Genomic DNA, 15,623 nt, shown 5'->3' on the forward strand with positions numbered 1-15,623 from the left:
CACTGCGGCGGGCCGCCTGATCCGGCAGCCCGCCGCCCGGGAATCAGACCCAGCGGATGGAGGACGCCTCGTCGTCCATCCAGCCTCCGCTCCACACGCCTTCGACGGTGCGGCCGGACTTTCGCGTGTTGAACCAGCTGTGCTCGTAGTAGATGCCGTGGCAGCCCGCGTACTCCTGGGCCGAGCCGATCTCGTCGCCCCAGTTGAAGCCGGTGTTGTCGTTGAAGTACCGGAGGTTGCCCTCCTCGAACTCGACGGTCCCCCAGTCACCGTCGCAGCCGTGGTCCTTGACGAAGGTGAACGAGTGTCCCCCGAAGTTCGAGTCGTTGTAGATGACGGCGATGACCGTCGCCCCGTTCGCCCCGTTCGCCCCGTTCGCCCCGTTCACCCGGAAGCCGGTGGCGGCCATCCCCGCGTCGAGCTGCTGCTGCGTCACCGTCCTCGCTCCGGCCGGGAGGCGTACGGCACCGTTCGTCGCGTGCGCTATCGCCTGCGGGAAGGTGTCGAAGCATGCGGCCTCCCGCTGGTTCGGCCGTACCGTGCAGTGCTTCTCACCGCTGCTGCTGCGGCCGGTCGCGGCGACGGCGGCCCCCGAAGGCGCCACCAGGGTCAACAGGGCCGCCGCGGCAACTGTCCCGGCCAGAGCGGAGGTGCGTAATCCGGACATGCGTTGATGCCTCACCGTCTGATGGAGCGCGGCGTATCCGCGCTGTTGCCCCACCCTCGCCCTTCACCCGTCCCGCACGCATGGGGCGTCCGTCCCGACCGCCCGGGACGGACTGCGGCACTACGGGTGCCATCGCGATGGCGATGAGGCGCTCGGTGGCGAAGCGGAACTCCTGGGCGTCCAGGATCCGGTGCCACATGCTGGCCGTGAGATCGGGATGCCAGGACCCCGGCCCGGGATTGCAACGAGGGCCGGGACCCCAGGAGCCGGGCTGCGGACGCATGCGGGTCTCGGGGTCACGACTGCACCGCCGCCGGGAGACGGGCCGTCCACCCGCACACCCGCGTTCACGGCGATGCTACTGAATGCGGACTCGGGATGTCTGCCCGGCGGGGCCGCCGGGGCCGGGGCGCCGTCGGGAGCAGGCGCACCAAGCGCCGTGGGAGCGACCGGAATCCGACCGGGAAGCGACCGGGCGGGACCCTGGGGGCACCTGACCGGCGGGCTTAGTGTGTGCGCATGGCCACGGGCGTCAGAACGCTTGCGGGCGTGATCACGCGGCCCGATTCTTGGGCCATGGCACAGGAGATCCAAGAATATGACGTCCCGTCAATCACAGTGGAGTTACGTGCGGTACGGCGGGTCGGAGTAGTCGGGCTCGACGAGGCGCAGTTCCCGCTGTTGACCTCCGTAACCGTCGCCCAGCCCGGCCTCGCGCCCGGTCCGGTGCCGCTCGCGGTCGAGCAACTGCTGCTGCGTGCCGTGTCCGGGCTCGACGGGGACCTGTACGCGGCCGCGACGCTCACCCTGGGCCTCACCCCGGACCTGCGCGACGCGCCCCCGTACGAACGGCGGCGGCGGGCCGCCGAGGTGTACCGCCTCAGCAACGAGCGTTTCCGCAAGAAGCAGGAGATCGAGGTGCTCAAGCAGGTTGCCCAGCAGATCTGCCGGCTGGCCGCGTCGAAGGAGCCGGCGGGGCCGGCCGTCCGCGAGCCGGAAGCGGCGCTCCCGCCCCGGCTGCGGCAGCACGTCCTGCACTGCCGCGACCAGGGCCGGCCGCTGGACGTCACGCTGCACATCCGGTCCGTCGCGGAGCTGACCGGTGTGGACGTCGTCGTCTCCCCGTCCAACGTCCATCTGGAACTGCCGCCCATGCACAAGGGATCCGTGGCGGCCGCCCTGCGCCGCGCGGCCGCCCGCCGGGACGCCGCGGGTGACGTCGTGGAGGACCCGCTGTACGACGAACTCCGGGCCTGGCGCGAGCGGTACGGGGCGATCCGCCGGCCGGTGCACCCCGGAACCGTCGCCGCCACCGGCTCCGGAGCCCTGATCGCGCGCGGCATCCGGCGCATTTACCACGCGGCCGTCGCCGTACCGCGCGCCGGCACCAACGACTACGGCGTACAGGCCCAGGACATCGCCACCGCCGCGAGGCGCGTCCTCGACCTGATGGCCGAGGAGTCCGCCGGATCCGGGGAGGAAGGGGAGGCCGGGCGGTCCGCGTCGGGCGTCCGCCCGCTGCGCTCCGTGTGCTTCCCGCTGATCGGAGCCGGCCGGGGCGGGCTGCCTCCCGCGGCCGCCGCGAGCGCGCTCGGCGCGGCGCTCTGCGCGCACCCGCGGCGGGACGTCGCCGTGCACCTGGTGACGCGCCGGATCAGCGTGGCCCACAGCATCGCCGAAGCGCTCACCGGAGACCGCCTGCGCCTGCCCGGAGGGTCCCTGTGAACCCGTTCGTGGCCCTGTCCGTTTTCGCCGCCGCCTGGCAGCGCCTGGCTCCGCTGCTCGATCAGGCGGCCACCGCCCTGCTGGGCGCCGAACTGGCCGCGCTGCGCGCCCTCGACCCCGGGACGCGGGCCGCCGACGAGCTCGCCCGGCACGTCGTGAAAACCGTACTGTTGAGCCTGCCGGAGGACGAGGCCGCGCAGCTGCGCGGCCGGTACGGCGAAGGCGGGCGCTTCTGGGACGGCCCCCAGGAGCCGCCCGGCCCTCCGGGGTTCGGCTGGTCCGACCTGTGTCTGCTCGTCGTCGACCGCAACCCCATGGTCGGCCCGGTCCTCGGCCCCGTACGCGACCGGCTGCTGCGCGAGCCGTCCCTGGACGCGGACCGGCTGATGGACCTCGGCGGGGAGCCCGACGACGAACGGCTGATCCGGCTGACGGACCTCGCGGGCGCCGCACGCTACCCCGCCTTCCAGTTCGAGGCCGCGGGCATGCCCTACCGGGCGGTCCACGACGTCAACCTCCTGCTGGAGGCGGGCTCCGATCCCTGGGGCGCGGCCGAGTGGTGGCGCGTCGCCGGTACGGTCTTCAACGCGGCCAACGCGCATCCCGCGCTCCCCGCGCTGGCGGCCCCGTTCGTGGCGGTGGCGGCGGTCGTGACCGACCGGTTCGTCGGCGGTGTCATCGCCACCCCGGACAACCTCGGCGACCCGCTGGCCATCGCCGGCCTCGTGACGGTGATCGGGCTGAGCGCGGCCGACCTGGTCCTGCTGCGCAGGCGCGGCCTGGGCCTGACACAGGACCCGCCCGAGCCCGCACCGAGGCCCCGCACCGGGCCCGAGCCCGAGCCCGGACCTGGGCCTGTTCCTGGGCCCGGCGGCGGGACCGCGCCCGCGGCCGCGCCGGGGAGCGGCTATTGGGAGTGACGCCCCACCTCCGGGCGCACGGCTTGACGGGCGGTCCGGCCGCTCCGGACGAGCGTGGTGTACGCGCCCCAGGCGTCCAGCAGGGGCGGAACCACCGTCCGGCGCTTCACTGAGCCGGTGCGCAGGACGGCCGAGCGCACCTCGGCCGGTGAGGCCGCGGGGAACTCGGACAGCAGGAGGGCGACGGCGCCCGCCACGAACGGGGCGGCCGCGCTCGTACCCGTGAGCACCAGCGGGCGGCCGCCGACGCCGAGGCCCGCGATGCGTTCGCCCGGCGCGCCGATTCCTCGTAGGCCGATCGATCCCCCCAGGTTGGACAGCTCCATCGGCAGCCCCCGCCCGTCGTACGCGACCACCGGGACGGTCCACGGGTGCCGGGTGATGACGGAGGTCCCGACCGCGCCCTGGTTCCCGGCGGCCACGACCGTGATCACGCCGCGGTTCGCCGCGTGGTCGAGGGCCCACTCCAGCTCCCGGTGTCCCGTACTCGAAGGCCGCTCCGGCGCGACGCTCAGGTTCAGCACCCGGGCGCCCGCGTCGACGGTCTCCACGATGGCGGCCGCCAGGTCCTCGGGGCGCGCGGCCGGCGCGAGGCGGGCGGCGGGGTGGTCGGCCGTGAACAGCGGGCGTACCAGGAACGTGCAGTCCGGGCAGATGCCGGGCGGCACGGACGCCCGGCCGGCGCCGAGGAGTCCGGCGACGAAGGTGCCGTGGCGGCAGGACGCGTCGCCGGCCGTACGGCTGCACCCGCCCCGGACGCCTCCGGGCAGGAGCCACAGGCGCCTGCCGGCGAGTTCCGGGTGGTCGAGGGCGACGAAGCCGTCGATCAGCCCGACGACGACCTCCGGCCGGCCGGCGGTGCGCGCCATCAGGGGCGCGAGCCCGACCTGCTCCAGCGGTGCCGCCATGGTGCCGTCCTCGTCGTGTCGTCAGCCGCGGGGCGTCGTCAGCGGTAGCCGTCGGAATCGGGGATGCAGCCCGCCCGGCAGTCCTTCAGGCACTTCTTGCACGCGAAGCCGTACGGGTTGGCATTGCAGTACCTGGAGCAAATGGCCGGGCATTCGACCATGCTGCAGTACCCGTGGGAATCGTCCTGCGGCGTGATGGACTGCCGGCGGCCGGTCGCGCCGCCACTGCGCCGCACCCGGTAGTGCCCGCTCGTCCGGTAGACCGCCGATTCGGCGGTGAAACCCGGAACACCCATCTCACACACCTCCTTCGTTCCTTCGCTCCTTCGTTCCGCGCCGGACCGGCGCGGGTCAACGGTCGTAGTAGGGGGAGAGCTTGGTCGCCAGGAACGGGAACGGTTCGGTCACGTCCACCCGGACGAAGAACTTCTCGGTCATGTCCGTCTGGCGGCCCGTGAAGGAGAACACGACGTCGATGATCCTGCGGGCGCCGCTCAGCCGGGAGTTGCGGAAGCTGACTCCCGTCAGCGCGGAGTCCGCGGCGAAGGCCTCCACGGTCTTCTCGTAGATGCGCGGATAGCGGACCGCGAGGTAGTTGATGGCGCGGTGCTCGTCGGTGTCACCCGCGTTGTCCCCCAACTGCATGATCCTGCGCAGCAGTTCGTTGGAGGCGGCCTCGAACTGCTTGTCGCTCATCCTCTTGGGCTTGTCGATCGCCGCCACCAGTTCCTCGGCGCCGAAGGAGTAGACCTGCTCGTAGCTCACGACCGGGATGGTCAGGCCGTTGCAGAGGGCGGGCGGGGCGAGGGTCCCCCGGCGTCCGATGACCACGTCCATGTCCGTGGCCTTGGGCTCCGGGCGGACGGCCTCGATCAGCCGGTCGAACTCCACCGGGTCCCGCGGCCGGAGGATGTAGGTCTCCAGCCCCTGGACACTCAGTACGTAGCACAACTGACGTGCGAGATAGCGGTTCTCCGGCTGTGCGATCACCGCCCGGACGACTTGGCGGTCCGTCATGTCCGTACTCTCGAACCGGGCCACCGCCTGGGCGATCTCCTTCTCGACCGCGAGGCTCGGGATCCGGAAGTCGATCTGGCCGAGGACGTACACGTAGTTGTTGGCGGACCCGCCACCGCCGTCCGCGGGACCACCCGGCTGGACTCCGCAGCCGCAGCCCGGCGCGGGGCCGGTCGGGGCGGCAGGTTCGAGCCGGTCGGGCCATGCGCCCCGTTCGACCTCTCCCGGCAGCCGCTCGTCCACCGGCCCGGGGCGTTCCTGCTGCTCGCGCTGCTCCTGCTCCCGCTCCCGCTCCTGCTCCTGCTCCTGCTCCTGCTCCTGCTCCTGCTCCATCGATTGGTCCATGGGTAGGTCCATGGGTGACTCCTCACGCTCCGGGGCCCGGTCACCCCTGGTGGCCACGCCCCGTCGACAACACCACCCAACGGTTGAGCGCGGCCGCCCGCCGATCACAGCCGCCGCAGGGCCTGCTGATCCCCATCGTGCTCGTCACACGCTTGACGGCGTCCCCGAGGCCGATGTCCTCGTCCGTGACGAACCCCGGCATGCGGACCCGGCGCGGGCGCTGCTCGCCACCACGGGGTCCGTCGTCCCGCTTCTCGCCCTCGGTCATCACTTCTCACCCCTTCGGGCGGCGACGGTCACGGGCTCGGGCACGAGGGTCCACGCACTCGCGCTGTTTCCAGACTGCTCCCGCCCGGCCCGGTGTGCACCTCGGCGCGTAGCCTGGACGTGAGGGCTGCCCACTCGGGGAGCCGGCCGACCGGGGGTGGCCGGCCCGGCGCCGCCCGCACCGCCCGCACCGTCCGGACCGCACTGACGGGAGCACCACCATGGCCATCCCCGGATTCCACGCCGAGGCCTCCGTCCGAGGGCACCGCGGCCGTTACGCACCGGGTCGACCGCCCCCGGACCCCCGCGCCCGCACCGCCGACGAGCGGATCGTGCCCATGTTCACCGACGAGGAGCGCGAAATCCTGATCCGGTGCAACGACTCCCTGAACCGCTGCTTCCAGGAGTGCGAGCCCCTCATCGAGAACTACGACGTGTACCTTCCGTGCATCACCATCTGCAACGACCAGTACGACGTCTGCGTCGCCCCGGTCTTCGGCCGATAACCGCGCGTCGCGGTCTTCACACCGGGCTTCTGGGTGAGCACCAGGTATTCGCCGTGCTCGTTGATGAAGAACCCCACGTACGTCTTCGCATCGATCGTCACGCCGCACAGATCGCCGAGGGTCTTGCGGATCGACTGGCCGCTCACGGTGCCTCCTCCGGGGTGGCCGGGTCCTCGGGTGGAGCGGCGGTGAGTGCGAGCACCCGCTCCGCGGATTCCAACAGCATCTCGTATGTGATCACTTCGATGCGCGACAGGTGGGTGTTGTAGGTGCGCAGCACCTCGGCGACCTCGGGGGCGGTGAACGTTCCACCGAGGTAGCGCGAATGGCCGATGACGACGGTCGCGGAGGCACGGCGGCAGTCGATGCCGTGGGCCGTACGGATCGCCTCGCGGTTCTCGTCGAGCGAGCGAAGGTAGTTCTGGGCCTGCGAGACGGCCCTGTGCACGTGCGTGCCCAGCATGACGTGGCCGCTGCGCCGTACGACGAGGCGGGGGATGACGGCCCGTTTCAGCTCGACCACGTGCAGGGAGCCGTCGCCGCGCAGCAGGGGGATGTCGAGGATGGTGCCGGCGGCGTACTGTCTGCGCACCAGCTCGCCCGCGTAGGCGCCGCCGAAGATCCACTCCTGGTTCTTGAGGCAGGCGTGCAGATCCGCCTCCGAGCTGTCCGGGTCGTCCACCGCGGCGCGCAGCGCGGCGAGGCTCTCCCTGCGGGCCTTCATCGCGACCAGCTGAACCAGGACGCTCGCGTCGGGCGCGCCGATCAGGTCGTCCAGGAAGGCGGCCGCCTCGGGGGTGGCGTCCCGGGGCAGCCGTCGTACCGCGAGCTCCATCCGGCCCAGGAACATCAGCCGGTCCGCGTCCTTCGGCGAGAGGTCCACGCCGCCGTCCGTCCCGCCGATCTCCACGTACTGGGATGCCCGGGCCACTCCTTGGAAGAAGTCGCGCACGTCGGCAGTGGTGGCCTGCGGGTTCTCCCTGAGCATCTGGTCGATCGCGAGGACCGCCTGCCGACTGCCCATTTCCGCCATGCGTCGCACGTAGGCGTCGCCCCTGCGCTTGGCCCTCGCGTCGTACTGCACCTCCAGCACTTCGAGCGGCAGTTGGCCCGATGCGCAGGCCGCGCACCGCTGGAGCCGCTGGGCCATGTCCCAGTCCTGGGCGAGGACGGCCGCCTGCGCGCCGGCCTCCAGGTGGCGTACCAGCTCGGCGCCCTTGCCGTACTTCCCGTGCCGCCGCGGGCCGCTGATGTACGCGGCCGCTCGATCTATGGACCGGCCGACTTCGGGGGACGTGGTCAGCTCCAGCGCCTCCTCCAGCAACCGGAGCAGGGTGCACTCGATCGGTAGTTCACCGGATCACCTCCTGCGGTGATCATCGCTGCCGCCACTGACAGCGGGTGGGCCGACCGATGCCTCCACTCCGAGTAACTAGAATTATTGTCTAGAAACCTACTCTACAAACAGTCCGTGTGGGGGCCACGCTTCAACCCTGCGCCGGGTTCCGGCCCCGATACACACGGAGGATCAATCCATGTCCATCCCACCGCAGCCGGAACCCCACGGAACCACCCGGCGGGGAGCGCTCAAGGCCGGCATGGGCTTCGCCCTGGGAGCCGGGCTGCTCGGCGCCGCTCCCGGCACGGCCGCCGCCGCCGACGGCGGGCGGGCCCCGGCGGCCCGGCTGCTCCAGACCGGCACACCGCTGTGCGAGCAGCCCGGTGACTCGGCGAGCAGGCAGGGGCTGGGCTCCGGGGACCTGGCCATCCCGTACTACCGGGAACACGACAACACCTGGGGCTACGTCTTCGGTGACGCCTGGCCGGAGCCCGCGCTGGGCGGGCCCACCCTCGGGTGTCCCGTGATGCTGAACCAGGACCGCTTCGACGCCTCCGGCCGGACCCCGATCTCCTTCACCTGGGCCATGCCCACCGGCGGCGACGCCAGGCAGCTCTTCGACTACCAGCACAACCAGGACAACGGGTACGGCTACGAGACCAGCCGCATCCCCAACGACTGCATCGAGTTCGGCGGTCGCACCTACATCCAGTACACGTCCGTGACCACCTGGGAACCGCCCCACGGGTACGACGGCTCCCTCATGTCGGGCGTCGCATACTCCGACGACTTCGGCATCACGTGGCACGACTACGCGTACCACTGGCCCGGCGACGTACAGGGCGCCAACCAGTCGATGTACGGCATGTGGTCGTTCGCCGGCATCGACCCCGACGGCTGGCTGTACATCTTCTCCAAGCGCTGGAACGGCAGCCACCGCAACTGGGGCGACGGCGGCGCAATCCAGCTGTTCCGGATCTGGCCCGACGACTTCCGCGCCGGGAACTTCGGCGCGCAGCAGAACTGGGCTTTCCTCGACGGGCGTTGGCAGTGGACCACCGCCGTCGGCCCGTCGGTCATCCTCTCCGGGCACAACATCGGGGAGTTCTCCGTCAAGCGCATCGGCAACAGGTACTGCATGAGCTACTTCGACGTCGACGACTACTCGATCTGCACGCGCACCGCCGCCCGGCCGGACGCCGCGTGGAGCGCGCCCACCCCGCAGATCGTCGGCGACGCCCGGCCGCCGCACCACTGGGGCCGGCCGCAGCTCCCCTTCCTCTACGGCGGGTACATCCACCCCGGCAGCGCGAGCCCGACGTCCCTGACCCTGATCGCCTCGCAGTGGGACGTGGCGGGCAAGTCTGCCTACCGGGTCCTGCAGTACGACGGCATCAGGCCGTAAGGGAGGCGGCGGCGTGAGCGGGATCGTGATCCACCTCCCGGCGGACACCGGGACCGGCGGTGACGGGGTGACCATGCGGCTCGGGCCGGGGGAAGTCGCCCGGTTCGGCCGGGGCTCGGCCGCGGTCCCGGTCGAGCTGCTGCTCCACGACCCGGCGGTCTCCCGGCTCGCCGGGGAGATCCGGGTGACCCAGGACCACTGGCAGCTCACCAACCACAGCCCGACCCAGAGCTATCTGGTGGAGAACCCGGAGGGGGCCGGGGAGTACCTTCGGGTGCCGCCGCGCCGGGCGGCGGCACCGATCCCCTTCGAGTTCGCCCGGGTCGTGCTGCCCGGGCGCGGCCGCGCGGTGGCCTTCCAGGTGTTCGCGCCCGGACACCTCTACCTCGACCGCCCCGGCGTGGACGGCCCGTGGGGCACCCGCACCCTCACGGCCTACTCCCTCGACGAGACCGCCGCCTACTTCCTGGTGCTCGTCGCGCTGTGCGAGCCGCGGCTGCGCGACGAATCGGCCATCGCCCTCCCGACGACGCCCCAGGTCGTCGAACGCCTGCGCAGTCACCCGGAGTTCGGGCAGCTCACGGCCCGCGCGGTCAGCTCGCACATCGACTACCTCGCCGGCGACAAACTCCGGCTCGCCGAGCCGGCCGACCCGGGGCGCGGCAGCCGCCGCAACGGCAAACGGGAGGCTCTCGTCGCCCTCGCGCTCCGCTTCGGCCTGGTCGGCGAGGAGCACCTGGCCCTGCTGCCGCCCCGCCCCCGCGGGGGCGCGCCGGTCCTGTCCGGGGCCCGGTCGTGACCTGCCCGGCCGCCGGGCGGGCTACGCGAGCAGCAGCCGGGCCCTGAGCCGTGCCGTCGTCCCGGGGGTAATGCCCACGCGCTCGGTGAGGTACCGCGCCGGGGACCCGTAGCGTGCGGTGAGGTCCGCGAGGACGAGGGAGAGTACGGTCTGCGGCGCGCGGCCGTAGGCGGGCCACCCCAGCGTGCGGTCGGGGTTGGCCGCCTCCCAGTCGGCCCGAAGCCGGGCGGTCGCGAGCTCGGTCAGCGCGAAGTCGGCGAGGATCTGCTCCTCGGGTACGCCGAGCAGCGTCAGGACGAAGGCGGCGATCAGCCCGGTGCGGTCCTTGCCGGAGGTGCAGTGGAACACGGTGGGGCCCGCGTCGGAGGCGATCAGTTCGATGGTCTCGCGGATCTCCACCACGCCGTCCTCGACGACCTCGGCGAACCGGTCGGCGAGGTAGCGCCAGGGGTCGACGTCCGGGTCGATGGCGGCCTGGTCGTACGGCCGGTGCTCGATGCTGTGGTTGGCGTACGTGAACCGCTCCGCCTCCGGGACCCGGCCCTTGGCCTCGATCTCCCAGGGGTAGCGCAGGTCGATGACGGTACGGATGCCCAGCGCGAGGAAGCGCTCCCAGTCGGCGCCGCGCAGCTTGCCCAGCGAGTCGGCCCGGTACAGCGTCCCCCACGCCACGGTCCGGCCGTCGACGGCCCGGTAGCCGCCCAGGTCCCGGAAGTTGTGCAGGTACTCGAACTCGACGTGGCGCTGACCGGCCGACATGTGCCCTCCCCGGGTATCGGCCGTCACCGTATCTCACGCCTCGGGCAATGCCGGTTCGGGCCTCAGGCGCAGGCTGCTGGTGCCGGTGCGCGACTCGAAGGGGTCCCAGGCCCCGGGAAGTTCGGGGATCCGCAGGAACGTGGCGTCGGCGAACTCGGCGGAGCCTGCGAACCGGGCCTCGCGGAAGCTCGCCTCGCCTCCGAAGTCGGTGTCCGCGAAGGTGACGGGGCCGGCGAACGCGGCGTGCTCGAAGGTCACCCTGCGCATGAACTGAGCATGGTCGAAGTGCACTTCACCGTTGAACACCGCGCGGGTGAAGCCGACCCGCCCGTCGAAGCTCGCATCGCGCCACCCCATCCGGTCGGCGAAGACGGCGAAGTCGAAGTTCACATGCCCCCGGAACCCGGCGGCCGTCGATGTCAGCGGACGTTCCCAGCGGGCGTACGTGAAGGAGACATCGCCCTCGAAGAAGGTGCCGCGCAGGTCGGCCGGACCGTGGAACGCCGCGCGGCGGAATCCGGCAGCGCGCGTGAAACGACTGCGGTCGAAGACGCATTCGCCGTGGAACACTGCCGAGTTGAAGGTGGCCGGACCCTCGAACGTGGTCGCGACGAAGACCGCACGACCCCCGAACTCGGCCCGGTCGAACGAGGCTCGGTCACTGAAGACGGCCTTCACCGTGATCCAGTCGTCGGTGAAACGGGCCCGGTCGAACTGCGCCGTACCCAGTCGGGCGCCGCCGGCCACCGGGTCGAGCAGGGCCTCCAACAGGCGCCCGAGCAGCCCGTCCGCCAAGGTGGTGCCCCGCAGGTCCACCGGCGCACCCGGCCCGAGCGCCCCGAAGTACGCCTCCTGTTCCTCCGGCGTCAGGTGGGCGAGGCACTTTTCACGTCCCGGTGCCCGGATCCCGATGCACCCCGTCGGGTCGGTCGCCGAGGCCCCCGCACCGCAGTGGCGCCAGCCGGGGACCTCACCGATCGTCGTCGCGCCGTCAACCGCGTCGGAATCCACCATGACCCGCGCCACCTCGGCGGGGCTGCCGAGCCACAGCCACCCGGCCGGCCCGCCCCCGTCCGGTGCCAGCCGGCGCATCAGGTTCGGGCTGAGGTTCCCCAGCCCGCGCAGGGGCTCGCACAGCACGAGGTGCACGGCGCCCGCCCGGCCCCCCGGCTCGGTCGACGCCTGCAGTCGGTCCGTGAAATGCGGGTGCCCGACCATACGGCGCGCGTCCGCCGCCGCCTGCCCCATCGCCCCCTCCGCGTCGACCCGGACGTCACCCGTGGCGACGGACACGCCCAGGACGAGCTCCCATTCGGCGAAGCCGCCCCGCAAGCGCCCCACTGCCGCGGGCAGTTCGGACAGCACCCGGCCCGCCTTGCCGAGTGCGCGCGGTCCGTCCACCGAGACCATCAGGATCCCTTGGTCCAGGGTGACCAGTTGGCCGGACACCGCGGTCTCACCCATCACCCTCATCAGCGCATCGCCAATGTGCGTCGCCGCCCGGCCTCCGATCGGCCCCATCGCGACCTCGGGGCGCAGGACCAGGCACACCCCCGTGCCCGGGTCTCCCGGCCCGGTGCCCTCGTCGCCGCCCGCCCGTTCGCGGGCCACGGCCGCGCGGAAGTCCTCCCGTTCCAGCAGCGCCCGCCCGGTGAGGTAGACCATGCGGTCGGGCAGGACGCTGTGCACGATGCCGACGAGTTCCCCGCCCAGGGAGACCGGCGCGCCCGCGTAGTGGGTCCAGGTGTCCGGTTCGGCCGAGAGGCGGATGAGCTCGCCGTTGCGCTCGCCCGCGTGCGGGACCGCCACGCCGAACAGGGTGACGGGATCCCCGTGGTCCGTCCATCCGTCGACGCGCAGCCGCACGAGCCGGTCCGGCTCTTGCGTCGCCTCCGGCTCCGCCGCCCACACCGGCTCCGACCAGGTCCCCGGGTCCGCCAGGTCCTCCGAGGCCAGCAGCAGGAACACCCGGGGTGTCGCCTCGTCCCACCACACGGCGCGGCATGCGGTCTCCCGGTCGCCCGAGCGGACCCATGCGACGGCGCCCCTGCCCAGCCGGGCGTCGCCGACCGTCAGGACCATGCGGGGCGAGAGCAGCACCCCGACCTCCTGCGGCTCGGGCGCCGGCTCGAAGCGGACCCGCACCACGCGGTCCCGGGGAGCCGGGTCCGTATCGGCCGGGCCGCCCGCCACCGCGAACGGCTGGGTCCCGGCGGGCACTTCCCGCCTGCCCCCGACGCCGTCGGTGACCCGGATCCCGCGGAAGTCCCGGACGGTGTCCCGGTTGCGGGACATGAACTCCCACACCCGGCGCCTGACCAACTCCCGTACGGCGGCCACGTCCCCGCGCAGCTGGGAGCCGAGCAGGGCCTCCCGTACGCCCGGTAGGAACTCGAACTCGGCGTCCTCCACCGCCTGCTCGGCGCCCCACGGGGCGAACAGCCCGCCGAGGGCGACCTCCGCGAGGTGCCCGTGCTCCGACTCCCGCAGCAGGGAGCGGCGTACGAGGGTCATCACCGGCAGGGTCAGCGGTACCGCGGCCAGGTGCGCGGCGAGTTGCTGCGCCGTCGGGGAGGCGCCCTCCCGGAAGCGTTCCACCAGCTCCAGGGGGCTTGCGCGGTCCTGTGCCGGATCCGGGTCGCCCGGCGGGTTCCCGTACGCCGACGCCTGCGCCGGTTGCGCGTCCAGCCGCAGGCAGGCCAGCCGCCGCCACCGCCCGTCCCCGGAGACCACCCGTACCAGCCGGGCCAGGCTCCCCGAGGCGATCCCCACCACCGGCACCACGGGCCCGCGCCGGCGTGCGCGGCGGGCCACCGGGACCCGCTGCCAGGAGCGGGTGGCGGCGGCGGGCCGGTCCGCCCGTACGGCGAACGGCACGGGCCGGACCGCGCCGCGCGTCCAGAGCCGCTCGGGCAGCACGTTCAGCACGGCCACGGCGTTGTGCGCGCACCAGTGCCGGAGCACGCCCTGCAGCGGCGCCTGGCGCCAGCCGCCCGCCACGGTGTCGGAGAGCACGAGGATCAGCCGGCGCCCCGCCGGGTCGGACAGCTCCAGGGGGTTGCGGGGCGGGCCGCCGCGGCCGCGGGCGACCATCGGGGTACCGCCGGGGGCGGTGCCCGTGAGCTGCCAGGTGCGCACGTCGCGGAAGACGCCGCTGCGGGTGAAGACCCCGCGCAGCTCATCGACCAGGTCGGCCCAGAGCAGCATCGAGTGGTGGGTGTCGACGACCAGGGCCAGGTCCAGCCAGCGGCTCTCGGCCGGGCGCAGGACCGGGGTGGGCACCATCCGCTCGATGCTGCGTTCCACGGTGAGCTGCTCGTCCAGCTCCTCCCCCGGGCCGCCGATGGAGCGTCGGCCGACGGGGCGAAGCGAGCGCATCAGGCCGAGGGGGTCGTCGAGGGAGGCGGCGCGGGGCAGGCGCAGGGGCGAACCCCGGCGCGCCCCTGCCGTCCCGGCCGCGGTGTCGGCGGTGTCGGCCGTGCCGTTGCCGGCAGGGTCGACTCCGGGTCCCGGGAAGAGCTGGACGAGCGGGTCGCCCTCGGCGACGCCCACGGGCAAGTCACCGGAATCCCGACCCTGTTGCCGGTCGAGGGAGGGGTCGTCGGCCGTCGGCGGCTCGGGCCCGGCGGCAAGGGGATCCACCCTGGCCGCCAGCCACAGGATGTCGGCGATCTCCTCCGCGCCGATGCCGGGCCGGCGGCCCCCCTCCCGGGCGTCCTCGGCGAACGCCGCGAGCAACTTCTCGATCACGCGGAGGGTCCGGTGAGGTGGTGCATGACGGTGGCGAGAAAGCGTTCCCGGTCCCCAGGGGCCGACCAGGCGCCGGCCAGGCGGAGTTGGATGGCGTTGAGGAGCTGGTCGGTGGCCAGGTCGCCGTCGTCCGCGCGTTCGAGGAAGCTCTGGACGAGCTCCTGGTACTCCTCGTTGCCCTCGATGTCCACGCCGAGCCGGCCGCGCACGATCCGGGCCAGCTTGTCCGGTCCCGGCGGGTCCAGGTGCAGGCGGACGCAGCGGCGCAGGAAGGCGGGCGGGAAGTCGCGTTCGCCGTTGCTGGTGAGGACGATGACGGGGAAGTACCCGCACTGGACGCGCCCTTGGGTGATCCGGACTGCGGCGTCGGGGTCGTCGTCGGTGCCGATGGCGACGGTGGGGTCCTCCTTGGCAAGGCGGGCCAGTTCGGGGATCACGAATCCGCCGTCCTCGAAGACGGTGAGGAGGTCCCCGGGCAGGTCGATGTCGCTCTTGTCGATCTCGTCGACGAGGAGGACGCGCGGCCGGTCCTGCGCCAGCAGGGCGGTGCCGAGCGGGCCCAGGCGCAGGTAGCGGGAGATCGAGGGGCCGCCCCCGGCCGGGACCCGGTCCGGGACGGCAGCCGGACCGACGGCAGCCGGACCGACAGCAGCCGGACCGACGGCCGCCGGATCGACGGCCGCGGCGACGGCGGTCACGGCGCTGACGGCGGGGCCGGCCGCCGGCGCACCGCCGGCGGCCGCCCCCGGCGTGCGCAGCTGCTCCAGCCCCGCCTCCTGGAGCCGCCCGATGGCGTCGTACAGGTACAGGCCGTCGCGCAGGACGGTCCGGCTGGTGATGGGCCAGTGCAGGACCGGGCCGAGGCCGAGGTCGGCGGCGATGCTGTACGCGAGCGTGGACTTGCCGACGCCCGGTTTGCCGGTGATGAGCAGCGGCCTGCGCAGGTGCAGGGCGGTGTTGACGACGTCCTTCTCCGGGTCGTCCGGTACGTATCCCTCCCCGCGCCGCCGGGTGCGCTCCCAGGCCGGCCCCTCGCACCCGGGCGGCGCGTAGCCCGGGTCGGGGACGCCGGTGAAGTCCCGCCAGGGCGGCGGCGGTCCGGCCTCCAGCCTGGTGCGGCGCTCGGCGGCCTCGCCGGTCCCGTGGTACAGCCACCAGTCCTTCGCCACTGCCTCTTCCTCCATCGTCGGGTGTAGCGGTCGGGATCGGGGTCATG

14 protein-coding genes are annotated in these 15,623 nt (G+C 73.0%); 5 read left to right on the top strand and 9 right to left on the bottom strand.

Annotated features, from left to right (window positions below):
• Positions 1–43: 43 nt before the first annotated feature.
• Positions 44–667 carry a hypothetical protein gene (locus AB0M99_RS29385; protein ID WP_365925688.1) on the bottom strand — a complete coding sequence of 208 codons (624 nt, stop codon included), beginning with the start codon at positions 665–667 and terminating at the stop codon, positions 44–46.
• A 618-nt stretch (positions 668–1,285) separates the two neighbouring features.
• On the opposite strand from AB0M99_RS29385, the gene AB0M99_RS29390 reads away from it, so the two are divergent.
• Together AB0M99_RS29390 and AB0M99_RS29395 are read left to right on the top strand one after the other, a co-directional pair.
• The gene (locus AB0M99_RS29390) at positions 1,286–2,392 is read left to right on the top strand and encodes a macro domain-containing protein (protein WP_365925690.1); all 1,107 of its coding nucleotides are present in this window, start codon (positions 1,286–1,288) and stop codon (positions 2,390–2,392) included.
• Positions 2,389–3,312, top strand: a complete 924-nt coding sequence (locus AB0M99_RS29395; RefSeq protein WP_365925692.1) for a hypothetical protein — start codon at positions 2,389–2,391, stop codon at positions 3,310–3,312. Before AB0M99_RS29390 ends, AB0M99_RS29395 begins: the two co-directional genes overlap by 4 nt.
• On the opposite strand, the gene AB0M99_RS29400 is transcribed toward AB0M99_RS29395, so the two are convergent.
• From AB0M99_RS29400 to AB0M99_RS29415, 4 genes are read right to left on the bottom strand one after another with little or no spacing between them, the layout of a single operon-like run.
• Positions 3,300–4,220, bottom strand: coding sequence for a S8 family serine peptidase (locus AB0M99_RS29400; RefSeq protein WP_365925694.1), 921 nt, complete (start codon positions 4,218–4,220; stop codon positions 3,300–3,302). The two genes, AB0M99_RS29395 and AB0M99_RS29400, sit on opposite strands and share 13 nt — an antisense overlap.
• Positions 4,221–4,258: 38 nt before the next feature.
• Positions 4,259–4,516, bottom strand: a complete 258-nt coding sequence (locus AB0M99_RS29405) for a hypothetical protein (protein WP_365925696.1) — start codon at positions 4,514–4,516, stop codon at positions 4,259–4,261.
• A gap of 55 nt (positions 4,517–4,571) precedes the next feature.
• Entirely contained in the window at positions 4,572–5,582 is a 1,011-nt protein-coding gene (locus tag AB0M99_RS29410; protein WP_365925698.1) for a hypothetical protein, read from the bottom strand.
• A 40-nt stretch (positions 5,583–5,622) separates the two neighbouring features.
• Complete coding sequence (locus AB0M99_RS29415; RefSeq protein ID WP_365925700.1) at positions 5,623–5,850, bottom strand: hypothetical protein; 228 nt, start codon at positions 5,848–5,850, stop codon at positions 5,623–5,625.
• Positions 5,851–6,070: 220 nt separating this feature from the next.
• Here AB0M99_RS29415 and AB0M99_RS29420 point away from each other — a divergent pair, with 220 nt between their 5' ends.
• Positions 6,071–6,355, top strand: coding sequence for a hypothetical protein (locus AB0M99_RS29420; RefSeq protein ID WP_365925702.1), 285 nt, complete (start codon positions 6,071–6,073; stop codon positions 6,353–6,355).
• Positions 6,356–6,497: 142 nt separating this feature from the next.
• Here AB0M99_RS29420 and AB0M99_RS29425 read toward each other — a convergent pair whose 3' ends face one another.
• Positions 6,498–7,679, bottom strand: a complete 1,182-nt coding sequence (locus tag AB0M99_RS29425) for a Shedu anti-phage system protein SduA domain-containing protein (RefSeq protein WP_365925704.1) — start codon at positions 7,677–7,679, stop codon at positions 6,498–6,500.
• 211 nt (positions 7,680–7,890) lie between these two features.
• On the opposite strand from AB0M99_RS29425, the gene AB0M99_RS29430 reads away from it, so the two are divergent.
• Together AB0M99_RS29430 and AB0M99_RS29435 are read left to right on the top strand one after the other, a co-directional pair.
• Positions 7,891–9,099, top strand: coding sequence for a DUF4185 domain-containing protein (locus AB0M99_RS29430; RefSeq protein ID WP_365925706.1), 1,209 nt, complete (start codon positions 7,891–7,893; stop codon positions 9,097–9,099).
• A 13-nt stretch (positions 9,100–9,112) separates the two neighbouring features.
• Positions 9,113–9,898, top strand: coding sequence for a serine/threonine protein kinase (locus tag AB0M99_RS29435; RefSeq protein WP_365925708.1), 786 nt, complete (start codon positions 9,113–9,115; stop codon positions 9,896–9,898).
• 21 nt (positions 9,899–9,919) lie between these two features.
• On the opposite strand, the gene AB0M99_RS29440 is transcribed toward AB0M99_RS29435, so the two are convergent.
• From AB0M99_RS29440 to AB0M99_RS29450, 3 genes are read right to left on the bottom strand one after another with little or no spacing between them, the layout of a single operon-like run.
• Positions 9,920–10,657 (bottom strand): tyrosine-protein phosphatase, encoded by a 738-nt coding sequence (locus AB0M99_RS29440; RefSeq protein ID WP_365925709.1) that lies wholly within the window; start codon positions 10,655–10,657, stop codon positions 9,920–9,922.
• 33 nt (positions 10,658–10,690) lie between these two features.
• Entirely contained in the window at positions 10,691–14,407 is a 3,717-nt protein-coding gene (locus AB0M99_RS29445) for a pentapeptide repeat-containing protein (RefSeq protein WP_365925711.1), read from the bottom strand.
• Positions 14,404–15,576 (bottom strand): MoxR family ATPase, encoded by a 1,173-nt coding sequence (locus AB0M99_RS29450; RefSeq protein WP_365925713.1) that lies wholly within the window; start codon positions 15,574–15,576, stop codon positions 14,404–14,406. Before AB0M99_RS29450 ends, AB0M99_RS29445 begins: the two co-directional genes overlap by 4 nt.
• Between the last annotated feature and the right edge of the window lie 47 nt (positions 15,577–15,623).

This window comes from Streptomyces sp. NPDC051183 (genome assembly GCF_040682455.1).
Taxonomy (GTDB): domain Bacteria; phylum Actinomycetota; class Actinomycetes; order Streptomycetales; family Streptomycetaceae; genus Streptomyces.